This window comes from Arthrobacter sp. MMS18-M83, assembly GCF_026683955.1.
GTDB lineage: Bacteria > Actinomycetota > Actinomycetes > Actinomycetales > Micrococcaceae > Arthrobacter.
The window spans coordinates 121,861-145,079 of record NZ_CP113343.1; the positions used below are offsets into that span (position 1 = coordinate 121,861).

Annotated in this window: 20 protein-coding genes; 6 read left to right on the top strand and 14 right to left on the bottom strand. The window is 64.0% G+C overall.

Translation table 11 applies throughout. The features are described from left to right. Positions 1-10 precede the first annotated feature (10 nt). Positions 11-1,498, top strand: coding sequence for an MFS transporter (locus OW521_RS00585; RefSeq protein WP_268022049.1), 1,488 nt, complete (start codon positions 11-13; stop codon positions 1,496-1,498). Between the two features lie 413 nt (positions 1,499-1,911). Continuing rightward, positions 1,912-2,175 (top strand): relaxase domain-containing protein, encoded by a 264-nt coding sequence (locus OW521_RS00590; RefSeq protein WP_268022051.1) that lies wholly within the window; start codon positions 1,912-1,914, stop codon positions 2,173-2,175. 155 nt (positions 2,176-2,330) lie between these two features. On the opposite strand, the gene OW521_RS00595 is transcribed toward OW521_RS00590, so the two are convergent. Beyond that, a complete protein-coding gene (locus OW521_RS00595; protein WP_268022053.1) occupies positions 2,331-2,459 on the bottom strand; it encodes a hypothetical protein in 129 nt (42 codons plus the stop codon). On the opposite strand from OW521_RS00595, the gene OW521_RS24270 reads away from it, so the two are divergent. Beyond that, complete coding sequence (locus OW521_RS24270; protein ID WP_442781289.1) at positions 2,424-2,735, top strand: DUF2293 domain-containing protein; 312 nt, start codon at positions 2,424-2,426, stop codon at positions 2,733-2,735. The genes OW521_RS00595 and OW521_RS24270 overlap by 36 nt on opposite strands. Positions 2,736-2,920: 185 nt before the next feature. Then, positions 2,921-3,700: a nuclease-related domain-containing protein gene (locus OW521_RS00600; RefSeq protein WP_268022055.1), complete on the top strand. Its 780-nt coding sequence runs from the start codon at positions 2,921-2,923 to the stop codon at positions 3,698-3,700. A gap of 548 nt (positions 3,701-4,248) precedes the next feature. Here the strand turns inward: OW521_RS00600 and OW521_RS00605 are convergent. Both OW521_RS00605 and istA read right to left on the bottom strand, forming a co-directional pair. Next, positions 4,249-5,037 (bottom strand): ATP-binding protein, encoded by a 789-nt coding sequence (locus tag OW521_RS00605; RefSeq protein ID WP_326493961.1) that lies wholly within the window; start codon positions 5,035-5,037, stop codon positions 4,249-4,251. Then, positions 5,027-6,595 carry an IS21 family transposase gene (gene istA / locus OW521_RS00610; RefSeq protein WP_268020404.1) on the bottom strand — a complete coding sequence of 523 codons (1,569 nt, stop codon included), beginning with the start codon at positions 6,593-6,595 and terminating at the stop codon, positions 5,027-5,029. The genes OW521_RS00605 and istA overlap by 11 nt, the downstream gene beginning before the upstream one ends. Positions 6,596-7,850: 1,255 nt before the next feature. On the opposite strand from istA, the gene OW521_RS00615 reads away from it, so the two are divergent. Continuing rightward, positions 7,851-8,576: a nucleotidyl transferase AbiEii/AbiGii toxin family protein gene (locus tag OW521_RS00615; RefSeq protein WP_268022057.1), complete on the top strand. Its 726-nt coding sequence runs from the start codon at positions 7,851-7,853 to the stop codon at positions 8,574-8,576. 735 nt (positions 8,577-9,311) lie between these two features. Here OW521_RS00615 and OW521_RS00620 read toward each other — a convergent pair. From OW521_RS00620 to OW521_RS00670, 11 genes are all read right to left on the bottom strand, one after another. Then, entirely contained in the window at positions 9,312-9,650 is a 339-nt protein-coding gene (locus OW521_RS00620) for a hypothetical protein (protein WP_268022058.1), read from the bottom strand. A gap of 702 nt (positions 9,651-10,352) precedes the next feature. Beyond that, a complete protein-coding gene (locus OW521_RS00625; RefSeq protein WP_268022059.1) occupies positions 10,353-11,240 on the bottom strand; it encodes a sugar phosphate isomerase/epimerase family protein in 888 nt (295 codons plus the stop codon). Further along, complete coding sequence (locus tag OW521_RS00630; protein WP_268022060.1) at positions 11,231-12,157, bottom strand: ATP-binding cassette domain-containing protein; 927 nt, start codon at positions 12,155-12,157, stop codon at positions 11,231-11,233. Before OW521_RS00630 ends, OW521_RS00625 begins: the two co-directional genes overlap by 10 nt. Beyond that, positions 12,154-13,989 (bottom strand): dipeptide/oligopeptide/nickel ABC transporter permease/ATP-binding protein, encoded by a 1,836-nt coding sequence (locus OW521_RS00635; RefSeq protein WP_268021921.1) that lies wholly within the window; start codon positions 13,987-13,989, stop codon positions 12,154-12,156. Before OW521_RS00635 ends, OW521_RS00630 begins: the two co-directional genes overlap by 4 nt. Next, on the bottom strand, positions 13,986-14,927 hold the full coding sequence (locus OW521_RS00640; RefSeq protein WP_268022061.1) for an ABC transporter permease: 942 nt from the start codon (positions 14,925-14,927) through the stop codon (positions 13,986-13,988). Before OW521_RS00640 ends, OW521_RS00635 begins: the two co-directional genes overlap by 4 nt. 60 nt (positions 14,928-14,987) lie before the next feature. Next, positions 14,988-16,520: an ABC transporter substrate-binding protein gene (locus OW521_RS00645; RefSeq protein ID WP_268022063.1), complete on the bottom strand. Its 1,533-nt coding sequence runs from the start codon at positions 16,518-16,520 to the stop codon at positions 14,988-14,990. Between the two features lie 93 nt (positions 16,521-16,613). Continuing rightward, entirely contained in the window at positions 16,614-18,389 is a 1,776-nt protein-coding gene (locus tag OW521_RS00650) for a sulfatase (protein ID WP_268022065.1), read from the bottom strand. 55 nt (positions 18,390-18,444) lie between these two features. Continuing rightward, positions 18,445-19,062, bottom strand: coding sequence for a PadR family transcriptional regulator (locus OW521_RS00655; RefSeq protein WP_268022067.1), 618 nt, complete (start codon positions 19,060-19,062; stop codon positions 18,445-18,447). Between the two features lie 528 nt (positions 19,063-19,590). Further along, positions 19,591-20,301 (bottom strand): sugar phosphate isomerase/epimerase family protein, encoded by a 711-nt coding sequence (locus tag OW521_RS00660; protein ID WP_268022069.1) that lies wholly within the window; start codon positions 20,299-20,301, stop codon positions 19,591-19,593. A 359-nt stretch (positions 20,302-20,660) separates the two neighbouring features. Further along, positions 20,661-21,617: an NmrA/HSCARG family protein gene (locus OW521_RS00665; RefSeq protein WP_268022070.1), complete on the bottom strand. Its 957-nt coding sequence runs from the start codon at positions 21,615-21,617 to the stop codon at positions 20,661-20,663. A 2-nt stretch (positions 21,618-21,619) separates the two neighbouring features. Beyond that, a complete protein-coding gene (locus OW521_RS00670; RefSeq protein ID WP_268022071.1) occupies positions 21,620-21,748 on the bottom strand; it encodes a hypothetical protein in 129 nt (42 codons plus the stop codon). Positions 21,749-22,276: 528 nt separating this feature from the next. Here OW521_RS00670 and OW521_RS00675 point away from each other — a divergent pair. After that, the gene (locus tag OW521_RS00675) at positions 22,277-22,984 is read left to right on the top strand and encodes a GntR family transcriptional regulator (protein ID WP_268022072.1); all 708 of its coding nucleotides are present in this window, start codon (positions 22,277-22,279) and stop codon (positions 22,982-22,984) included. Positions 22,985-23,219: the final 235 nt, after the last annotated feature.

Below are 23,219 nucleotides of genomic sequence, written 5' to 3' on the forward strand. Positions count from 1 at the left end.
TAGGAACGAAATGACTACGCCCCTCACACGGTCAATCGCGGTTAGGCCTTTCGCCTTGATCGTTGCGATCTTCATGACCATCGAACTCACCCCGATATTTGAAGTGACGATGGTGTTCGCGGCCATCCCCACACTCATGGCTGCCTTCAAAGCCGATGCATCCGCGATCTCCTGGGTGATCACGATCTTCTTGCTAACCGGAGCAGGCACAGCAGCAATTTCGGGGCGGCTCGGGGATATCTACGGCCGGAAAAAGATCCTCATCATTCTGATGCTGATCTCCGCTGCAGGTTCGATCATCAGCGTGATCACCGGCAACCTGGAGGGCGTGCTGATCGGTCGCGCATTGCAGGGAACCAGCGCAGGCCTCTTTCCGCTGCTTATCGGCGTCGCCCGCGAGGTTGCGCCCCCTTCCAAAGTGTCGGTTCTCATCAGCCTGACCTCGGGCATCGGTCTGATCGGTGGATCGCTGGGAGGCGTCGCGGCAGGCATCCTTCTCGGCGCCGGCGGTTGGCGCAGCATGTTCATCGCCTCGGCCATCCTGGCGATCGTGTCCATCCTGGTCGCACTTGCACTGCCCAAGTCGGTTGTTGCCGTGGCGGAACCCGGCCGGGTGGATGTGTTGGGCGGCATTTTGATGGCCCCAGCAATTGCAGCAATTCTGTACGGGTTCACAACGTCGCGCACTGAGGGCGCTAGCCCGTTGGTCGTCGGCCTCATCGTTATCGGAGCGCTCCTCTTCACCTTCTGGATCATCTGGGAACTGCGAATCAAGACCCCGATGTTCAACCTGCGGCTGTTCCGCAAGCGCTCATTGATTCTTGCTCTCGTCGCCACCGCTTTTGTATCGCTCGGTATCCTGTCGGCGCCCAGCCTGCTCACCCCCATCCTCCAGCAAAGCCCGACGAAGCTTCCTGTCGGCCTCGGCCTGACTCCGACCCAAGCCGGACTGTACGGGCTGATCTCAGGAGCGATCGCGTTCATCCTGTCACCGGTGGCAGGTCGGGTCGCCGGAAGGTTTGGGGGAAAGCTGATACTCGCCTTGGGCGCCCTGCTCGGAACCCTGGGATATTCCGGCTTCTTCATGTCGACCCATAGCCTCCCCCTTTCCATTGTCTCGATCGTGATCGGCTCGGTGGGGTCAGTGTTCCTCACCATAAGCATTCCGATTGTCATCGTCGAGAACGTGTCCGCCCGCGACACGAGCGAGGCCGTCGGTCTGATCTTCACGGTCGGGCGCACCCTCTTCAGCGCCAATGGCACCGCGATCATAGGTGTTGTGTTGGCGTCGAGCACCGTGCCTGGCACCACAGCACCGACCATTTCTTCATGGAATGCTGGGATCATTTTCATCGTCATCACGGGCGCGGTCGCCTTTGCTGCGGCTATGACCTTCAGAAAGTCGACACCGATGGACCGGCGCGGCGCGGTCATGGAGGCCCTCGTCGAGGTCGAAGAAGAAGCCCACAACGTGGAGGCGCCTGCAGCGACCCATTAGCTCGCCACGTGACTTCATGGTGTCCAGTTCCATTTACCGTTCCAGGAGTTGGCGCGGCGAAGTGGAACTGGACACCCCGACCTCGACCGCAGCAGGACCTTCGGTTCATTCATGGCGCAGCCTAGGGATCCGAGGTTGATGAACGAACATGGACAAGATAGCTTGCAACGAATGTGGCGAAGGCTTCGAACCGATTCGCACCTCGCAGCGGTTCTGCACAACACGCCGGGGCTCTGGCTCGGCTCCGGACTGGACGGCATCGTCCGAACAACCGGTGATCTCGACACGGAAACCGACGCGTAGGCTGTTTTCGACGACGTCACCCACCGGGACACCGGCACTCCCCTGGGCCGACCGCAGGCCAGCCCAATATCGTCCAAAACACCCAAGCACAAACCGCAACGCGCCGGGCCGTGGCCGGATTCGACCTCACCTTCAGCGTCCCCAAATCCGTGTCCGTGCTCTGGGCACTAAGCCCCGCGCCCTCCAGGGCCAGATCCTGCAGACCCACCATGACGCCGTCACCCGCCACCCTTCACTGGATCGAGGAATCGGTCATCCACACCCGTGCAGGACGCGACGGCATCGCCGCGCATCGGCACCCAGATGGGAGGGTCCCCACGCTCCCTCGACTTCGCCTGAACCCTGAGGTTCGATGGCGTCTGGGGTGCCGATGAACTGCCGGATCTTCCCCTCGATGCGGTAATCGACGCCTCGAACGCGCCGACCCTGCCAGCGAAGGCCCTTGAGCTAGCGGCACCGCGAGGCTGACAGCCAGCTCGCGGACCGGATGGCTGCGGAGATCAGCCGGTTGCTGCCCGGATATCCCCCCTCAGGGTGCTGCCGCGATCGCCGCGCACACCGCGGCACGGGGCGCGGCCGGGTCGGACGCACCGCCGAGGGACAGCGCCTTTACCAACAGGCTCTGGAGTTGGCCGTCGTGGCCTCCATTCGCCACCACGACACCGACTACGACGCACTACTCATGGCGGGCGTGCCCCGGCACAAAGCCCGCGAGGGGTCCGTGAAAAAGTGGGCGAGGTGCTCAACCGCTGGCGTCGGGGCTAAGACCGCTAAACGGCACACCCCTTCCCTCTCGTGGTCACGGCCCCCACGCAGAATCATTCACTCAGCCTCTCACGGTCGTCCGGTTGAGGATCCGTCACCGGAACAGTCCGCAATGTCGTTGGTATATCGGGCACGCAGCACATCCACAAAATGTCGCCGCTGCGGGTGAGAATTGGATCATGCCAACGCGTAACCCCGTCCCAAAGGCCGTAATCTCCACTCCAAGCACTTTCCGTTCGGTCAGGACCAATGTGTCCGATCTCCTCGCAGGGCCAAAGGTGGATGCCGATGGGAACATCGCGATGATCCTATCCGCACCGTCATGAAGCAGGTAAGGCTCCGGTACCCCGGGGCATGCCGGGTGTGCGGTGCCCCTCTTCTCCCGGCACAAAAGCGATCTACGAAACCGAAACAAGGACCGTCCGCTGCCTGGAGTGCGCCTCTAAGGCCAAGTCCGCAGATCTCGAACCACCTGCTGAGGATTCATCGCCCGCCGAGTCCGGAGTAGCCGGGTCGTCGGCCCGACGTGAATACGAGCGCCGCAAAGCCAAGGATGAGGAGAGGCTCCGGGAGAAATGGGGCCGCCTGGGCGGCCTCGCCGTGGCTCTCTCCGACGAGCGGCAAAGCACCAAGGCCTGGGATCGGGGTGCGGTTGGCGAGGAACTCCTCGGGACCAGGCTCGACTCTCTGGCCACCAACGGCATCGCGGTCCTTCACGACCGCCGCACCCCCGGATCGAAGGCCAACATCGACCACATAGCCATCACTCCGGGTGGAATCTGGGTGATCGATGCCAAGCGGTACGAGGGGCGACCCGAGCTGAAGATCGAGGGCGGCATCCTGCGGCCACGCGTCGAGAAGCTCCTCGTGGGCCGGCGCGACTGCTCGAAGCTGCTCGACGGGGTGCTCAAACAGGTCGGGCTCGTACGCGAACTCGTCGGGGAGGTGCCGGTCACCGGGGCGCTGTGCTTCGTCGAAGCCGACTGGCCCCTGATCGGGGGCGCATTCGCGACGCGTGGCATTCACGTGCTCTGGCCGAAACGACTGGCCAAAGTGCTTGCAGAGGAGACAGCCGGCAACGTTGATGTCGCCGCTATGCGTGAGTCTGTAGCCTCGCGGTTCAAATCCGCATAACATCCTTGTCGACGCTAGACATTCAGCGCAAAGCAACAGCAGGCACGCCTGACTGTAAACAGCCAGGTCATGCAGCTCCGGAGCTCAGAGCCCGCACATGCATTGAGTGCATATACGTCGAAGGCTCAGGGGCGGACCGCCATGGGCACTTCCATAAAGCAGACGTAAGTGTGGACACTGTCCACAGCCCCTTTGGCAGGACAAGCGGACAGGCCCAGCTCCCCCTTGCGGCCGGAAGTAGCTTTCCAAGAAACTTCGGAGCCAAGGTCGGATTCATCATGTTGCACCCCGGACCCTGAACCATGAACTGGTGTTGGCCATCCAGGACCAACCTGACCGAACCGGAACGAGGAACCGCATAACCGCACCTCAGAGCAGGCGGACGGCCCACCAGCCAGGACTGTCAACGGCAACTTAGAAGTGACCGGTGGCGGCATGTTGGTTTGACCGCTGGCGGCAAGTGATTGACCGGTCGCGGCAAGTATTTTTGGACAGGGTCAGGCGCCCCGGGCATGCCGGGTTTCAGTGCGCCTGACCAGGGTTTGGGGTTAGTTCATGGGGCGGGTTCCTTTCCCGTTCTGGGCTTGCATGAGCCGGACGGACTCGCCGCTGGTTTGGCAGAGGTGGGCGTGGTGGAGAAGCCGGTCAACGGTCGCGGTGGCGATGGTTTTGGGCATGAGCTCATCGAACCCGGAGGGGTGGATGTTCGAGCTGATCGCCAGGGACCGCTTCTCGTAGGAGGCCTCCACGACGCGGTAGAAGCCCTCGGCCGAGTCCGCGGAAACCGGCAGCAGGCCGATGTCATCGATGCAGATCAAATCCACGTTGGTGGCCCGGGTGATGGCTTTGTTCACGCTGTCATCGATGCGGTGCCGGCGCACGAGCGCACCGAGGTCTTCCATGCTCAGCCAGGACACGGACATGCCCTGGTCGATGGCCTGCTGGCCCAAGGACTCCAGCAGCAGGGTTTTGCCGGTGCCGGAGGGCCCGCACGCGATCAGGTTCTCCCGCCGCCGCACCCATTCCAGCGTCCGCAGGAACGATGTCGTTGCGGCCGGGAGGGTGGACAGAGCCTCGTCCCAGACATCGAAGGTCTTCCCGGAGGGGAAACCTGCGCGTTTGCGCCGGGTGGCCAGCATCGAGGCGTTCCGACCGGTGGCTTCGGCTTCGAGCAGGACACGGACGACCTCGGTGGGGTCCCAGCGCTGGGCTTTCGCGGTGGCCAGGACATCGGCGACGACGGCGCGGGCGTGCGGCATCCGGGTCGTGCGCATAAGCGCGATCACCTGCTCCACCGCCGCGTCGGTCAGGGGCGGGGACATGGTGTCAGCGCTCATCGAGGGCTCCTTCAAAATCGCCGTCAACGACTGGATCGGTGGTCGGGGCGGTCGTGGGTGTCGTGCCGAAATTCGCCCAGGAGCCGGTGCCCTGGCTCAACCATTGGCCCTGGTCGGTGACGGTGCGGGTGGTGCCGGTTGTGTGGCCTGTGCCGCCGGCGGTATTGACGATGGAGCACAGGTCCTCGTGGGTGAAGCGCTGGTGCACCGCTGCCGCCCCGAGGCCCTTGTCGACCTCGCCGGCGCCCAGGACCTTGGCCAGGGTGACGGCGCGTTCCATTTTGTGCCGGATCTTCTGGGTTCCGGCAGCGGCGGCTTCCTTGAGCCAGAGCGCGGCGCCGGCGCCGATGGCCAGGAACTCTTCCTCGGCCTTGTTGGTGGGGCGGATGACCCGTTCGAGGGCACCGGACGGGGCCGGCGGGAAATGGGCGTCGATGATCGCCGGGGTCCCTGGGCGGGTGAGCTGGTGCCGTGCGACCTCCACCGGGCCGGCGTCCCCGACGTGGACGATGACGACCTCGGTCTCGGTGCCGCGGACCCAGACCATCTCACCCATCAGGGTGTGCGGGACGGAGTACCGGGACTGCTGAAAGGTGATCATGGGCGTGTTCGGCGGGACCTGGCGGGTGTGGCCGAAACTGGCCGTGACGGGGGTTTCCGGGACCGGGTGCAGCCGGGGACGTTCGAGAACGCGGAGCATGTCCTTGGGGATCTCCAGAGTGGCCCGGTGAACCCGCGAGTTCACCTCCTCCATGAACGCCTCACACGCAGCCTCCAGCTCGGCGAAGGACCGGTACTCGGGCAGCAGGTTCGTCTCTTTGGGGACGAGGTCGGCTTTGGCGATCTTGACCGCGTTCTCGACCCCGCCCTTGGAGGCCGGGTCGGCCGGGATGCACGTCTGCATGGACGTCGAATAGTGCCTGGAAAACGCCACGATCTGCGCGTTCCGCACGGGGATTCCGGCGACGTGCTCGATCGTGACCGTCTTCTCGTTGTCAGTCAAAATGTAGGTCGGGATCCCGCCGATCAGCCTAAACGTCCGGTCCAGGGCGGCGAAGACGCTCGGCATGGTCTTGTCCCGCAAGGCGATCACGATCCGGAACCGCGAGAAGGCCAGCCAAGCGACGAACAACACGGTCTTCACACCGTCAACCACGGGGCCATCCCCGTAGTCGAACTGGAGCCATAGACCCGGCTCCGGCGTCCAGGGCCGGTGCACGCGCACGTTCCGGGCCCGGTATTTGGCCTTCAGTTCAGCCAGCGTTGTCCTGGTTGTCCGCTCACACCCGGTGAACCCTAGAGCGAGGAGCTTCTCATGCACGACATCACCGCGGATCTTCCCACGGGACTGCTCGACCCAGGAGATCATCTGCGGCAGGAACGGGTCGGTCATCCGGCCGCGGTGCCGGGCCACCGGCGCCTGCGCGCCTTCCTGACGGGCCTTCACATAAGAGCGCACCGTATTGTGTGAAACGCCGCAGATCTTCGCGGCATCCCGGTAGGACCGGGTCAAATCGTAAGCAGCTAAAATTTCCATGAACTCTCCTGGAGACTTCATAACGAGCCCCTTCCTTCCCGCAACGGGTGAAATACACGATTGGCATCGCCATTTCACCGCGGAAGGAAGGGGCTCTCCCCGTAACGACACGAGGAATGGACAAGGGGGAATCCCGGCACGCCAAGCCACCCGTAGTGGCCGACTGCTGTTCAAAAATGCTTGCCGCCGCTGGTCAAAACCACTGCCGCGAACGGTCAATCAGTTTTGCCGTCTCCGGTCAGTTTAAAGTTGCCGCTTACACAGGACCCTGAACCCGCCACCCACACACCTGAACAGGCCACCGCGGCGGCCAGGCCACAGCCGCGAACCAGCGTCAGAGGGACCTGGTCACAAGCCTTGTACACACGTTAAAGCAAAAACCCCCTCTGACGAGGGGAAACAGTATGCCCGAGTTGGGACTCGAACCGCATTCCAGGCCCCGGCAACACAGGGAAGTCCAGAAAACATGCCGAGTACGGGCCGGTCCGGCCGATGTACGACCCAATCCGAAGCCAAAAGTGTTGACAGTACTGTCAACACCCGCCGATCCGAATCCGCAAGCTTCCACATCGGCCGCTCAACAGTATGACTTACGACCTCTCGGGGTAGAGCTACGAACTTACGACCCCGTTTCCGCAGCGATCGCGATTCGACGCCTTGTCAGCAGGCGGACCACCACGGTGGGGGCCTTCCTGGCAACGCCGAGCAGCCGTATAACCATGTCATGACACCCTTTCCCGGGGTGTCATGACACCGCGTAGACTTGGTCGTGAAGGTCAAACCCTCTGAGAGGAGCGCACCATGTCGACCGGGACGCCACGGCACACAATCCGGGTCAGCGACGAACTGTGGAACGACGCCCACCGCAAAGCCGTGCGGGAAGGCACGTCCGTGTCCGAACTCATCCGTACCCGGCTCCACGAGTACGTCACAGCCCCGGTCAAGCACCCGCACACCATCGCCGATTCCCTCGTGTACCTGGTCCCGGGCGCTTTCAATGACCTGCACGGCCCCGCCACCGGCTCGGTCGAACTCCCGCTGCACCTGGACTGGGGACCGGAGACAAGCTACAACCTGGACGATGACGGAAGCTGCTCGGTGCTGTACCAACTCACCCTGCAGAACTCCGGATCCATCGAAGAAATCTGCCGCATCGTCCACCCGGGACGGCTGACCGCCCTCTGGCCGACCATGATCCTGCCTCCACGGTGCAGGCAGCTCTGGGAAAACACGTTCCCCAGCTCCCCGCCACCCGCGAAGCGAAGGAACACCCGTCATGGACGACGCTCAGCGTCTAGCAGCCAGGATCGCCCTCGACGTCCTGGCCGACGACGGCTTCCTCCTCGCCGGCGGCCAGGCCCTGATCGAACACGGCATCACCGAACGCCCCTCGGACGACATCGACCTCTTCGCCCTCCACCGACGCCACACCCCGGCAACCTTCGCCGCATCGGTACAGAAAATGACAGCCGCCCTCGAAGCCGCCGGATACACGATCGAGATCACCCGACAATACGAGGAGTTCGCCAGCATCACCATAGGACACAACGACGAAGCCGTCGTCATCGACCTCGGACTGGACTGGTGGGAGAACTCCCCCGCCATCATCGACATCGGCCCCATCCTCTCCCTGAACGACTCCGTCGCGTCCAAGCTGCTCGCCGTCTACTCACGCGGCTACGCCCGCGACTACCTCGACGCCTACTCCATCATCACCAGCCACCGTTTCACCCACCAGCAACTGATCACCCCCTGCCAGCGCCGGGACCCGACCCTGGACCTCCCAACCTTCGGCGCCGCCATCGCCAGGCACCGGACACTCCCCGCCGCCGAATTCACCAAATACGGCCTCCACCCCGGCGAGCTCCCCGCCCTCAGCACCACCCTCCTGGACTTCGCCAAGACAACCCACAACGCCCGCCGCAACCCCGGCGCAACCCAGACAGACGCAGCCAACCCCGCCGGGCCGCCAAACCCCAAACCCGGCCTGGAACTGCTCTAACCGACTCGGATCAGCTCACGCCCGGTTCTCGGTAAAACTCCGCCGGCCGTTGTCCTCGTAACCATGACTGAAGTCCGGGTACGTTCAACACTCTGGATCTGACGGCAGCGCCCTTAAATTACTCCATCGAGGGTCATCTCATCTCTGTTGATGTCTATTGTCAGAGCGGGTTGGTCGACTTCGCCTATGACACCAGCTGCCGCGCGGATCTTTGTGTTCAACCTGGCGGTACCTCTTAACCGACGGCGTGGTTCGCTAAGCGACAAGCGGCCAAGGCGGCCCGATTGCGGGTCCCCGACCGGCCGCAATTCCGGACTGTTAGCTGGGCGGACCGATAAAAGGTTCGACGTCCGCAAGGAATCGATCTCCCTTCTTCGTGCGGCCGGGAATCCTCAGCCAAGTCGGTCTAACGCACAATCCCTTCAGAGCCCCTAATCGTGCCCGTTCGCCGATGCCCGCTCGGTCAGCCATTTCGACACCTGGTCTTTGAAAGGCTGTAGGCGCCGATACGCATCGCGGGCGAATGAAATCTGCCATTCGAGATCGGCCTGCCTAACCGGCTATCTCTTTACCGAGTCCCTCGTCGATGATTCCCAATCTCACAGCCGCAGCCACCTTGCTATCGAATCTGATCTTCGAATCCCGCGTGCGGCGCGTTACGCGCACCGCCCCGACGATACTGCCGGAGTCGCCCCCCTTGAGCCCCCGAATCCGGTTCATGATGTGACCAGGCAGCTAGCGCTCGATCAAGGTCTCATACTCAAAGAGGCGCTGAACCTCAGGCGCGTCCGCTGCTTCGACGAACAATAGGTGGTGGATGGACGCCTCGTAAATGGATGCATACTGCTGGACCTGCAACTGAACCTGAGCCTGCCTCGCCCAATTCCCGTCGACCCTCAACCCCTCCCAGAGCTTGTAGAGGTATCTCGCGGCGTAGAACTCTTGCCCGATCCGCTGGCGAAGCTCCAGGTCACTAATGAAGTCGAAGTAGTCCACATGCCAGGCGACGTCGCCGGGGAGGTCGTTACGCGCGTACTCGACCGCTTCTGATCGGGCTGGCTCTCGGAGTGGCATAAACGGCCTTTCAGTCCTGAATATATTCGTCGGACATACTCTAGGTGTTTGGCACGAAGAGTGCCGGGTCGCCTACGCTGACGGCGGGGCCCACTGGACCCCAGCACCATAAACACACCAAGTCCCAAGAGGCTGCTGGTGGCCAGTTCGATCAAGGAACCGGCCACCAGCGTCCCTGGCGCCCCGAGACAGCGAGGAGCGTGGCAGGTTTCAGGCGAACTTGGGTCCCACCCCTTGTATGCGCTGCGGATCGAGACTCTGTCGAACGCCTTGAGCCAGAGCAGACGCCCCACGCCACGGCAACCGATCCCCGACTTGTAGTCGCTGTCCAGCGTCTCGAACGAGGTCATGTTCTCCGCAGTGAAGCCCACGCCGTTGTCTTCGATGCTGAATCCGACGATCGGGCTCAGCGCCGCACGGCCGCCGCTTTTACGACGAAGGAGAACGGCGGACTCGGGCTCGCCCCTGAGCCACCGGATCATCACCCGCCAGCGGGGCCGGATCCGTGCGCAGGAGAATCCGGACGGGGGCGCCACGTTCGCTTTCACGCCGCCGATTGTGCCCTGATGCCCGAAGAGAAGGGCGAGCGTCCTTACGGGGAAGCTTCCCGCGATCGGCTCGGCGCCATGTCGTGTGCTGGCGAGGACCTTGAAGGAGGGGAGGTGCGGCCGCACCTCCCCTCCTTCAAGGTGCCTTTGATGCCTAGCCGAGGTACTCGGCCAGCCAGCGTCCGCTGGCGGCAACGCTTTCTTTGGGGTCGGTGCTCGCCCGGTCGACCTCGATGACTACCCATCCGTCGAAGTCCGGGCGGAGGGAGTTCAAGATTCCGTCGAGGTCCGCGTCGCCGCGGCCGGGCTCGGTCCACAGTCCGGCCAGCACGGTGGCTCTGTAGTCGATTTTCTCGTCGCGGCTGCGTCGCGCCGTCTCGTGATGGAGGTCCTTGATGTGGATGCCCCCGATCCGCTCCGCGTACTCTCCGATGGCAACCGTGGGGTCGGCTCCCGTCCACGCGAGATGGCCGGTGTCGGGGCCGAATTTCAGGGTGTCGGCGTCCGTGCTGTCGAGGACGAAGCGGGCCTCGTCAAGAGTCTCCACCCACGTTCCGATGTGTGGGTGGAGTGCCGCCGTTCCGCCTTCCGCAGTGATGACGACGGCGGCCTCCGCGAGATAGTCGCGGACCCGGTTCAAGTGCGACTCGTCCGCGGCGTGCCCCACGGCGGGCCGCAGGACCCGCTCGGCGTTCCTGGCCATTCCCATGGCCAGGAACATCAACGGCGTCCCGGCCTCGACGTTCTGCACGGTCAGCCCGCGTGCGCGGTCAAGGTGCCGGCGGCGCTCGACTGCGTCCTCGCTCCAGGGCATGTTCACGTAGCCGGGTCCGGGCCGCACTCCGTACTCGGCCAGCACGGCACTGTACTGGGCGGGCGTCATGTCACGCGGGACTTCGGTCTGGATCGCGCCGAAGCCGGCATCGCGGATAACCGTCAACCTTTCGCGAAGGGCCGGCGCGAGCGTGGGGTCGATCCAGCCGTCGGAGGTCGCGACCCACTGGAGGGGATTGATGGCGAAGTGGTCTGCTGTCAGTGGCATGGGTTCTTTCCGTTCTCAGAGGAGGTGGCTTCGCCGACGATCGTCAGCGGCCGGTCGGTGGTGGAGGCGACGCGGAGCGTCTTTTCCATTTGGGCGGCGAGGAGCCGGTGCCGTTCTTCGCGGCGTTGGGCCTGGGCTTCTGGGTCGGCCACGGGCGCGGCGAAGAAGAGCCGCTGGGTGTAGGGGTGCCGGGGTGCGCTGGTGACCTGGTCGCCGTCGCCGAATTCGACGACGCCTCCCCGGTACATGACGGCCACCCGGTGGCTGATGTGGCGGACGACTTCGAGGTCGTGTGAAACAAACAGGTACGCGACGTGCGTCTGTTCCTGGATGTCCTTGAAGAGTTCCAGGACGCGTGCCTGCGTGGACAGGTCCAATGCGGAGACAGGTTCGTCGCAGACGATGAGTTGTGGTTTCAGGGCAAGGGCGCGGGCGATCGCGATGCGTTGTCTCTGGCCTCCGGAGAATTCTCTCGGCAGCCGGTTCCCCGAGTCCGCAGGGAGCCTGACCATCTCGAACAGCGCCTGGATGCGCTTGGATGCTTCAGCCCGCGGGACTTTCCGGACCGTGAGCGGTTCGGCAAGGATCTGCTCGACGGTCCGGGACGGGTTCAATGAGGTGTAGGGGTCCTGGAAGACGACCTGGATGTCGCTGGCCAGTTCCCGGCGCTCGGAGCGGCCGGCGTGGGCGATGTCCTGTCCGCGGAAGAGGACCTTGCCTTCGGTCACGGGTGCCAGGCCCAGGACGGCGCGGCCCAGGGTGGTCTTTCCCGAGCCGGACTCCCCTACCAGGCCGACGCATTCTCCGGCGCGCACGTCGAGTGAGACGTTGCTGAGGGCCCTGAAGGGCTTGGACCGGAAACTCTTGGAAGGGTATTCGACCGTGATGTTCTGGATGTCCAACAGTGGCTGGTTCACCGCAAGGCTCCCTTCCGGGACGGGCTGGCACTGGGTCCGGCGTCGAAGGTGGCGAGTGGTCCGCGGGGGCTGGTCTCGCCAAGGATGGCTCCGAGGAGTTCGCGGGTGTAGGGGTGGCGCGGGTCGGTGAAAATGGACCGGGTGGGGCCGGTCTCCACGATCCTGCCCAGCCGCATCACCGAGACGCGGTCGCAGAGGTCTGCAACGACGCCGAAGTTGTGGGTGACGAGGATGACGGCCATGCGGAATTCCGATTGCAGGTCGCGCAGCAGGTCCAGCACTTCGGCCTGGACGGTGACGTCGAGTGCCGTGGTGGGCTCGTCCGCGATGAGCAGATCGGGGTTGCAGGAGATTGCCCCGGCGATGAGGACGCGTTGGGCCATTCCGCCGGAGACCTGGTGAGGGTATGCGGCGAACGTCCGCTCGGGGTTGGGGATTCCCACCCGGGCCAGGAGCGCCAAGGCGCGATCTGTTGCTTCCTTCTTGGAAATCCGGAGGCAGATCCGCATCGGCTCGACCAATTGGCTGCCGATCGTGAAAGAGGGGTCCAGGTTGGACATCGGCTCCTGTGGGATGTAGGCGATGCGGGAGCCCCGGATCTTCTCCATGTCTTTCTCGTTCAAGGCGGCCAGGTCGTCCCCGTGGAAGAAGATGGAGCCTCCCGTGATCCTGCCGCCTTCGGGCAGCAGCCGCAGGGCCGACCATGCCGTCTGGGTCTTGCCCGAACCGGATTCGCCCACGAGACCGTGGACCTCGCCGCGGGCAACCGTGAGGGAGACGTCGTGGACCACGCGCTTTGTGCCGCCGTCGCCCGTCTCATACCCGACCGAAAGGTTCTCGATCCGCAGGACCGCCTCGCCGGCCGGACCGCCGTCGTCGTGCCGCATGACTTCTTCGCCCGCCACGGCGGGTGGTTCAGCATGCTGCTTGCGGCGGCGCTTGCGCGGCGCGTTGGAGCGTTCGAGCTCGTCGCGCAGGCTGTTGGCCAGGAGGGTCAACGAGATCAGGGTGAGGCCGATCGCGAGGGCTGGCCAGATGATCAGCAACGGGGCCGTGTAAAGGTTGGTGAACCCGTCGCTGAGCATTTGTCCCCAGGTGGGGACGTTGATGTCGCCCAGGCCCAGGAACTCAAGTCCGGACTGAACAGCAAGGGCGACGCCGCCGACGATCGCGGACTGGACCACGATGGGTGCGCGGACCACGGTCAGGATGTGGATGCCGATGATCCGCCGGTCGCTGAGGCCGGAGACCCGGGCGGCATCCACATACAGCTCGTTCCGGACCGCGGAAACCGAGGCGTAAACGAGCCGGAAGAAGGCCGGGGACAGCATGACGCCGAAGATCAGCATCGAGGCCCAGAGGGAAGGGCCGACGACGGCGCGCGCGGCCAGGAGGACGATGATCGCAGGCAATGCCATCAGCATCGAGATGACCCAGGTCGAGACGGTGTCGATCCACTTGCCGTAGTACCCGGCCAGCAGGCCGCCGGTCACGCCGATCAACATGGAGGTGACCAGCGCCACAAGCGCGCCGGCGAGGCTGAACTGCGCACCGAAGAGGAGCCTTGAGAGCACGTCGCGGCCTGCACCGTCCGTCCCGAGAAGGTGCCCGCCGTCCGGGGACGACAGGACCGCGGAGATGTCGGCGGTGTTGGGGTTGTGTGGCGCCAAAAGCGGGGCCGCAACAGCGCTGACGATGACCACGGCAAGGAAGAATATTGAACCCAGCGCCAGCGGGTTGCGCAGCACGCGGCGCAAGAGGGAGGTCTGGGCCGCGGCCTCCGGCAAAGCGATGGCGAGCTGGGGATCCGGGGCGTGGACGGGTGTACTCATGACAGACGCACTTTCGGGTTGAGCCAGCCCTGGGCCAGGTCTACAAGGAGGTTGAAAATGATGACGAGGATGCCGGTAGCGACCAGCAACCCCATGACGAGCGGAATGTCCCCCTGCGTCGTGGCTTGCACGGCCACTTGGCCGAGTCCGGGGATGGCAAAGACCTGCTCGACGATCACCGCCCCGCCAAGAAGACCCACGAAATAGACCGCCAGGACCGCAAGGGCAGGCCCGGCGGCATTACGCAGGACATGCTTGAGGACAACACGGCGGGCAGGGATTCCGCGACTGCGCAGGGTCCGCACGTAGTCGTTGCGCAGGGCATCGATCACGGAACCGCGAACCTGCTGGGTGACGCTCGCGATCCCGCCCAGGGCAAGGGCGATCACCGGGAGTGTGACGGTCTTCGCCCACCCCGTGGGGGAATCCAGGAACGGCACGTACCCGGTAGGGTCGAACCAACCCAGCGTCAGGGCAAACACGAGCACCAGCCCCACCGCGAAAAGGAAACCTGGAATCGCGTGGCCCACGATCGCCAAAAGCTGGGCAATCCGGTCAACCCATCCGCGTCTGGTGGCGGCGAGCACGCCCAAGACCACCGAGATGACCGCGATGAGGATGATGGCTCCCGTGACCAGCGACAGCGTCACGGACAGCCGCGAGCCGATCGCATCCAGGACCGGCTGACCACTGAACCACGACGCGCCCAGATCACCGCGGACGGCGTGGGAGACCCAGTCCCCGAACCGGACGAACACCGGACGGTCCAGGCCCAGCTCGTGCGCCTTCGACGCCACCGTCGCCTGATCAGCGCTCTCGCCGAGGATCTTCCTGGCGATGTCACCGCCGCCAAAGTAGAGCAGGTTGAAGCCGATCACCGTGATCGACGCCAGGAGCACGATGCCGCTGAGCACGCGGCGGGCAATGAACGTAACCATCAGAATGTCCTCCATTCTTGGGAGACGCGCCACGCCGTGGGGTGGCGCGACCCGTCAGGATCATGCTTTCGGCTTGATGTCCCAGAGGTAGGGGTAGGCGTTGCCGTTGTTGATCGTCGCACTGGTGGTGCTGTTCGTGACGTAGTTGAGGGTCGGGGCGTACCAGACGTCGAACCATGCCTGCTGCACGATGTACTGGTTCAGCTGCTTCAGCACCGCGGCCTGGGTGTCACCCGTGGTCGTCTGGATCGTGCTGATGAGCGAATTGACCTTCGGGTCCGAATGCTTCATCGGGTTCCAAACGGCGCTCGGGGAGATCAGGTTCTGGATGTTCAGCCAGTCGCTGGGGTCACGGCGCAGAGGGAAGAAGGCTGCCGGGTACTTCTGGCCCAGAAGGGCCGAGATGTAATTCGGCGCGGCTCCGACGTCGGTGAGGTTCACCTTGATGCCGACGTCCTGCAGCTGCTGCTGCAGGAGCGGCCACAGGGACTGGGAGATGACGGAGCTCGTGGGGAGCGAGAGGGTGAAGCCGTTGGGGTAGCCCGCCTCCGCCAGGAGCTGTCTAGCCTTGGACGGGTCGTAGTTGTAGGTGGAGTCGAGACTCTTGTCGTATCCTCGGCTGCCGGGTCGGAAGACCTGTTCGGTCAGTGTCCCGTACCCCTTGTCGACGGCCTTGAGCATCGCGTTGGCGTCGATGGCGTAGTTGATCGCCTGGCGGACCTTGACGTTGGCGAGGGCCGGGTTGAGCTTGCCGTCGCGGTCTAAGAGCATCAGACCCGAGAAGTTCAGCTCCTGCGAGTTGACCGTGTAGCCAGCCGCCTTAATCTGGTCGATCGTGGTGTTATCGGTCACTGCCGCCGCGTCGAGCTGCTTGCCGCGCAGCGCGTTCAGCAGGGAGGTCGGGTCGTTGTAGACCTTGACGGTGATGCTGTCGTAGTGCACGGAGGAGGAATCCCAGTAGTTCGGGTTCCTATCGAAGACGTAGGAGCTGCCCACCACGGTCTGGGACGAGTTAAGGGTGTACGGGCCCGACCCCACGGGGACGGTCTTCGCAGTCGCACTTCCGAATGCCTTCGGGCTCTCTTCGAGCCCTGGTGCTTGGCCCAGGACGACAAGGAGTGCCGGGTCTGCCTGCTTGAGAGTGATCACCAGAGTGGTGGCATCGGTGGCCTTGGCATCGGTCACGTCCGTGAGAAGCACCGCCAGGGATCCCGTGCCCTGCTTGTAGCGAAGCAGGTTCTGGGCTGCGACATCTGCTGTGAACGGCGTCCCGTCTGTGAACTTCACATCGCTGCGGAGCGTCATCGTCAGGACCGTCTCGTCAGCGTTGTAAGACCACTTGGTGGCCAGAGACGGCTGGACATCGGTGCCGTTCGGGGCGATCTTCACCAGCGTGTCATAGACCGCCTGCAGGTAGATGGAGTCGTTTGCCCAGCGGGTGTTGCTGGCATCAAAGGTCGTCGGAGTCGAGACATTCCCCAGGGTCAGGTTCTTGGAGGCCTGCTGTGGGCCGCCCGAAGGGGAGCCGGAACATCCGGCAAGGGCCAGGGCGAGAGCTGCGGCGGCGACTATTGGGGTGGACTTGAAAAGCATCCTTGCGTCCTTTCGGTTTTCAGTACTGGAAGCTGAGACCGCCCGGTTTCTCAGCCACCGACTCCAATGGGTTCAGTGGCGGAAGCCGGCGGGTCAGGCGGTGTGAGAAGGAGCCAGTTCCTCCGCCAGTTGGACCAACAGGGTGGCCGGGATAGGGCTGACCCGTGCCAGTTGGTAGAGCGTGAGCTGGGCGGGGATGTTGACCAACTCGCTAGAGACCAGCTCAGGGACGTGCCGTTCGAGGATGTTTCGGCAGCGCGGATCCAACAGGAGCTCAAGGATCGGGGTATTCAACCCTGCACCATCGTCGAGGAACTCCTCCAGGGGCGGGAGGGGCTCCAAGGCGGCCGAGGCGCGCTCCGCCTGCTCGCGGACCAGGAGGTGCTCCTTGTCGGGGACGGCGTCGAAGGGAATGCCAAGCCGTTTGAATTGACTGGGTGGGGCATCGCTTGCGTGCATGAGCTCGGCGAGCAGCCGCAGCATGCGAAGCTCGGCGTCGTCGTCAGTGACCGGTGCATTTTGCCCTGGATCGGTCTGAAGGTCGAACAGCAGGGTTCCATGCGCCCAGGAGTTCATGCGCGAGGTCGCCTGGACCTTCATGGTGCGCAGGCCTTTTGTGAAGGAGAAGGCTTCCGCGGGCTCCCACGCGGTGAGCTCCGGGACAGCAAACCGTGAGCGCATGTGGGTGGGCATCAGGGTGTAGTCCTCAAGCGGGGCGTTCGAGGCGTCCGCTGCAGCCCGCATGTAGACGTATCGGCCGTCGGTGACGTTGACGTGACCGCCGTGGATTCCGAAAAGTGCCGCCTCGCGCACCTGGGTGTCGTCTTCGAGCACGATCGCGAGATCCCTGCCCTGCATGTCCGTCGTCGGCTCGAGCCCGAAATACCGGAGCATGGTCGGGGCGATGTCGATGGTCTGGGCGAGTGCGCCGCGGCGAGTGTCACGCCCCGAAGTGCGGGGGTCCCAGAGGAACATTGGCAGGTGCACCAGCTCGTTGAACCACGGCAGGACCGATTTCGCCCACCACCCGTGCTCGCCGAGCAGGAAACCGTGATCGGTATTGACCAGCAGAACGGTGTCCTTCCACATGTCGTACTTGTCCATGGCATCCAGGACCCGGCCGAGAGACTTGTCGCACATGGAGACAAGGGCTGCGTACTCGTAGCGAGCATGGTCCACTTGGGACTGGGGCTCGGTAACTTTCTGGTAGCCAGGCCAGTCGAACTCGGGCCCGTCGTAATCATGCGGGTACATGGCCTTGTAGGCCGCGGGGGTAAAGAAGGGCTCGTGCGGGTCAAAGGTCTCGATCTGGAGCATCCATTGGTCCGCGGACTGGTTGGTGTCGATGAAGTGCAGCCCGGCGTCGACGGTGAGGGTCTGGGGGTGTTCGGCTTCGGTGGGCATGTAGCTACGGTTGATCAGGTCCTGGCGCTTCATGCCAGAGCGCGAGTCCCATGCGCCGCCGTCGTCCGCCGGCTGGGCGACAACACCCTTCCATGGATCGCCCTCCTGGCCGCGGAAGAACTCCCACGTCGTGTACCGGGGGTGATAGGTGGCACCGCCGTCCTCCCAGTAGTGCGGATGGTCAGACACTAGGTGAGTGTGCACACCCGCCCTGCCGAGCATCTCGGGCATGGAGTCGTCGAACGGCTCCAACGGGCCCCAGCTCCGGTGCAGAAAATTGTAGCGGCCGGTGTGCATCTCGCGGCGGGCGGGCATACAGGGCATCGAACCGGCGTAGAAGTTCTCAAAGGTGACCGACTTTGCCGCGAGGCGCGCGAAATTCGGCGTTTCGACAAAGGTGTCGGCATAAGGGGAAAGCATGTGCCTGTTAAGGCTGTCAAACATGAGGATGATGGCCCTCATCATGGTCCTTTCGGGGGCGGCAAGGCGCCCTGTAAACGAACGACGTCGTCCCGCCGGGTCAGCGGGCGACGTCAGCAGAATTAACGTCGCCGGGAAGTGCGGTAAGGGAACGCGACGACAGCTTCCCGTCGAGGAGGTCCTTGCGGAGCTCGATCATGGCGGCGACGTGGGCATCGATTGCCTCGGCACCGAAATGGTGGATCCTCTCCCCGATGGAGTCGGCCAACTCGGGGTCGAACGGGATGGTCGGCGCCCAGTGCTCTCGCCGGTCCCGGAACCGGTACTGGGCGATCTGCTCCTGCCGGGTGTTGATTTCCATGTCGAGGAGCCGAAGCACCTGCTCTGCGCTCATGAAGCCGGCGAAGCGCAGGCGCGCAAAGAACTCGGGGTCTTGGAACCGCGACGGCGGCTGGTAGGGCCCGGTCAGCCAGTCGAGGAAGACGGTGGCCCCCTCCTCGGTCACGCGGTACGTCTTGGCGTCCTGGGCACCGGGATGCGGGGCAACGGCGTACGTGACCCAGCCCAACTTCTCCATGGCCGTGAGCGATCGATAAACCTGGCTCATCTGCGTGTTCGATCGCATGAAGCGGCCGCGAGTGTCGAGGAACTTCTTCAGGTCGTAGCCCGTGCTCGGATGCGAGGCCAGGACGCCGAGAAGGATGTGTTCAAGCTTCAATTGCCCTTCCAACCTGCTCTAAGTGAGATGAATCACTTCGAGGATGACACAAGTAGAGTGCCTAGTCAATGGCACAAATAGAATGATTTACTCGCTGATGCAGAGCTGCTGCTGCCAAGGAGGGCGAGGCCAAGGAGGAAATCGAGCCATCAAAACCGGTGGACGGGTAGGGTCGCTCGAGTGGCTTTGGGAAGATTCCGCCGCCCCTCGGGGCCAACGGCTGAATGTGCGCTTCGAAAGCGAGAAAGACTGGGGGGATGGCGCGCATGCTTCAGGCCGGCGAATCCCGAGGCTTCGGTGCCGCGGTTTTTGGAATGCGCATGGTTATCCTCCTCGAGTGGCCAGGCCATCGGTGAAGGCAGCCCGGATCACTCAGTCTTGTGAATCTTTGAGAATGCGACAGCCCCAATCATGGACAGCAGAGATTGCCGGGGTGGTGCATCCACAGAGGGACGTGTCGCGGCAACGGTCGAGGTCATCGGCCCGCTTGCGGACTGAGCGCCCTGGCGGTCTGGGACGCTTCGGGGCCTAAAAAAGGTCCTTGAAGCCGAGGGCCACGAGGTTGCGGTGGGAGGTGGCGGGGGCTTCGAAGACGGTCCGGCCGTAGAGCCTGTCCTGCTCGACGAGCAGGTACTTGGCGCCGGCGTCCATCGCCGTCGGGACGATGGACGCAAAGTCGAGGTTGCCCTCGCCGAGCTCGGCGAACTGCACGACGCCTAGGAAGTGGGCCATGAATGTCTCGTTCCACGGGTTTGCGTCGTACGCCTCGACCCCATCCTCGGAAAGCGCCCCGATGCGGTAATCCTTGAGGTGCACCATAGCGGTGCGGTCCGCGTACTTCTGCAGCGTGCGGACCGGGTCGAGCCCGCCTCGCTGGACCCAGTGAACGTCGATCTCGCGCCCCATGCTCTGCGCCTCCTCGGCGAGGATGTCCAAGATGAAGGTCCCGTTGATCTTCGCGAACTCGACGTGGTGGTTGTCGTAGCAGAGCGTGATGTCCTCGCCCGCGAGCGACTGGGGGGCCTTCTCCGTGCGCTTCGCGTAGTCCACCACGGTGTCCTCGGTGCGCAGCTCGGACATCGGAGCCATGCCGATCCGCAGCATGTCGGTGCCGAGGCGACGGCAATCCGCGATGGCGCGCTCGACGTCGACCGCGAACGGATACGGGGTGGCGCCGGGCCGACAGCGCGGCGAACTCGATCCCGAGCCCACCGCGGGCCCGATCAAGCTCGGCGACATTCGTCGCATCCATGGGAATCTGGGAGACCTCAACGACGCGGTACCCGATGTCCGCAACCCTGGAGCGTTTCAAAAGGGCCAATGCCTTCGAAGCTCTCCCGAAGCATCATTGCTTGGACGCCGATTCTTGCCATCGCTGTGACCCTTCCCTTTGATGTGGTCTCGTTGATGCGATCGGCCGCACGGTGACGACCATCACATGTCCATATGCTAGACAGGGGTGGCCCGCCATGGTGACCGATTGCCTTAATTTGCCAGAGAAGTCATTTTTGCCGGATTCCGACTTTATTCGCTCTTCAAAGGAATCACTGAGAGCGTCATTCCGAGGCTGCGGGCTGTGGTTTTCATGGCGCGGGAGCTCATGTAGTAGCCGCGAGCCATGCGGGGAGGTCGTACACGTCAGGATCGATCAAGCGGGTGAGCGCGAAGTCGGCTCTGTGTGCCGGGAGCCTCGTGTACCACTGGAACATCACGGCGTTGTCCTCGTCGTCGGCGAGCACTTCGATTGGCACGGCTTCGTATCGCGACGGCAAGCCGAGATGGGCGCCGATCGCGTGGGCAATCTGTCGGCCGGTGCGCTCGTCGCCGGCGATCTCGACCGCCTTCCCGGGGACGTCCGCTCCGAGCATTATGGAGGCGGCGATCTTGCCGACGTCTCGGACGGAGACCAGCTGGATCGGTATCGACTCGGGGAGGGGAAGACGTACAACCACGGTACCGTTCTCGATCGACGTCCCCATGAACGGCACGCTCTGGGTCAGGTTTTCCATGAAGAACACGGGGCGCACGAACGTGGCGTTCAGGCCGAGGGATTCGATGTGCTCCTCGATGCGGCGCTTGCTCTCGAAGTGCGGGATCCCCGTATGGCGTTCGGCACCCCCGACCGTGCTGAAGACCAGGCGGGGTGCTCCTGCGGCTGCGACTGCTTCCGCCAACGCAATGCCGCGGGCGGTCTCACCGGCAGGTCCCTCCGGCCCGGCGGGGGTACTCATACCGAAGACGGCGTCTGCGTGCAACAGGGTAGCCGTGAGGGCTTCGCGGTCGGCTGGGTCGGCTCGCACGACCTCGACACCTCGGGCAAGGAGCGCGCGCGCCGCGGGAGACTTCGGGTCGCGGACGACGGCGCGTACCCGGATCCCGTCGGCAAGAAGCGCGTCGACGACCGCGCCACCCTGCTTTCCTGTGGCCCCGAACACAGCCGTCAGCAGGGTCGGGGTGGGCGACTGAACAGCGATGGCAAGCTCCTTCTCTAAGGCGACGCCCCGGCGAATTCCGCAAGACGGGACGGTGCGGGGAAAGTGTGTTTCTCGGTCCACTTTCAGCCACAGGTGAGGTTCTGCAGCCTTCCCTTCTCGTCGGCCGCGGCCCGGATGGCGTGTTGGAGGGCGTCAGGGTCCGCCGCGTTTCCGACGATGGCCTGGATGCGGCCGCCGGAAGCCTCGCGCACTGCCTCAGGGCGCGGTTGCCTCGCCCCCGGGACGGCGCAGCTTCATGCTGCTCGAATGCCGTCGGACGTGTGAGCCGGGGGTCGCCCAACCTCGGGCAATACAGTCAGCATAGGATCGAATGTCGACAAAGACAACCCCTGATCTCACATCAATCCCTCGCCTCCCGCAAAATCAGACAATCTACGTCGAAAAACCCGCCAAGGTGCAGGCCGCTCGCTCGCCGCATTTCACCCTGCAAGCGCGACGCGCTCGGAAGTGATGGCCCCCGATTGCTGCTCCTCAGGGGATCTATGCGTATTCGAGGGAGGTGTAGACCGGCCCTCCCACCCCCGCACCGTCACGGAGACCTGAGACTCGGCGTGGCTCACCATTGTCACTGCCGACGCCCCGGCCGAGTGCCACCGGCCTGCGAACGCCAGCAACGAGGAAGCACATTTTGTCGACAAACTCTGCTGAAGAAGCTGTGTCACACGGCCTCCGATTGGTATGCTCGTTCAGCAGCAGAAACACGGACCAGGAGCACCGCCATGTCGATCGCCGAGTCCTCGGGAACGCCCGAGAACTACGCAGCTCTACCCGAGGCGCTGCGGCGTGCCATTGCCAGTGGCGAATACTCCCCCGGCACCAAGCTCGTCGAACGGGAACTAACCCTCAAGTACGGTGTTGGCCGCACTGCGGTGCGGGACGCGCTCCACCATCTTGCGGCCGAACGGATCATCGAGCTCACTGAGAACCGGGGTGCGCGCGTACGGGCGCTTGACTACGCAGAGGCCGCCGACATCTATCAGGTGCGCGGCGTGCTCGAGGGGCTTGCTGGTGAACTCTTCGCGGTGCGAGGCACCGCGGCGGAGAAAGTGCGTTTCGCCGAGTCACTCGAACTGATCAGGGAGGCCATCGCGAACTCGGACATCACGGGGGCGCTCCTGGCAAGCGATGTCTACTACGGGCTCTTGCTGACCGGCGCCCGGAATGCAGAACTTTATGAGGTCGTCGAGCGACTGCACGTGCGCATCAACCAGATCCGCCGGGTCTCGCTTTCGATGCAGGAAAGCGCCCAGCCGACCACCCAGGGACTTCAACACATCGTGGACGCAGTATTAGTCGGCGATCCCGCGGAAGCGCGACTGGCCTGCATTGAGCACGTCAAGGCGTCGGCCGCGGCCACGCTGCCGGTGCTCGCCGCACACGAGCGGCGTTCGCCGGCGCCGAAGCCAAGAGGCGATCACGCTTCCTAGTCGTCGTAGAGCAATACGTCGTGGGACGGTTTAGCAAGCGCCGCCAGGCCAGACGAGCCTCGCCCGCAAGCGGAGTCAGCGCGCGCGACCGGCGAGCCAGGCACATAGGACCGGGGTCGGGAACGGCGTTGGATCGAGCGGTCGGGCGATTACCCCGAGCCTCATACGAAAGGCCAGACACCGGCCGCTGGCTCACGATCGAGTAGCCTATTCCCCGTGCAACGAGCGACCGCAC

Bases quoted from the DNA above. Each gene is read 5' to 3' on its own strand.
- OW521_RS00585 (WP_268022049.1), top strand. From the start codon at position 11: ATGACTACGCCCCTCACACGGTCAATCGCGGTTAGGCCTTTCGCCTTG.
- OW521_RS00600 (WP_268022055.1), top strand. From the start codon at position 2,921: ATGCCGGGTGTGCGGTGCCCCTCTTCTCCCGGCACAAAAGCGATCTAC.
- OW521_RS00605 (WP_326493961.1), bottom strand. From the start codon at position 5,037: ATGAGCGCTGACACCATGTCCCCGCCCCTGACCGACGCGGCGGTGGAG.
- istA (WP_268020404.1), bottom strand. From the start codon at position 6,595: ATGAAGTCTCCAGGAGAGTTCATGGAAATTTTAGCTGCTTACGATTTG.
- OW521_RS00615 (WP_268022057.1), top strand. From the start codon at position 7,851: ATGGACGACGCTCAGCGTCTAGCAGCCAGGATCGCCCTCGACGTCCTG.
- OW521_RS00620 (WP_268022058.1), bottom strand. From the start codon at position 9,650: ATGCCACTCCGAGAGCCAGCCCGATCAGAAGCGGTCGAGTACGCGCGT.
- OW521_RS00625 (WP_268022059.1), bottom strand. From the start codon at position 11,240: ATGCCACTGACAGCAGACCACTTCGCCATCAATCCCCTCCAGTGGGTC.
- OW521_RS00635 (WP_268021921.1), bottom strand. From the start codon at position 13,989: ATGAGTACACCCGTCCACGCCCCGGATCCCCAGCTCGCCATCGCTTTG.
- OW521_RS00640 (WP_268022061.1), bottom strand. From the start codon at position 14,927: ATGGTTACGTTCATTGCCCGCCGCGTGCTCAGCGGCATCGTGCTCCTG.
- OW521_RS00645 (WP_268022063.1), bottom strand. From the start codon at position 16,520: ATGCTTTTCAAGTCCACCCCAATAGTCGCCGCCGCAGCTCTCGCCCTG.
- OW521_RS00650 (WP_268022065.1), bottom strand. From the start codon at position 18,389: ATGATGAGGGCCATCATCCTCATGTTTGACAGCCTTAACAGGCACATG.
- OW521_RS00660 (WP_268022069.1), bottom strand. From the start codon at position 20,301: ATGTCGCCGAGCTTGATCGGGCCCGCGGTGGGCTCGGGATCGAGTTCG.
- OW521_RS00675 (WP_268022072.1), top strand. From the start codon at position 22,277: ATGTCGATCGCCGAGTCCTCGGGAACGCCCGAGAACTACGCAGCTCTA.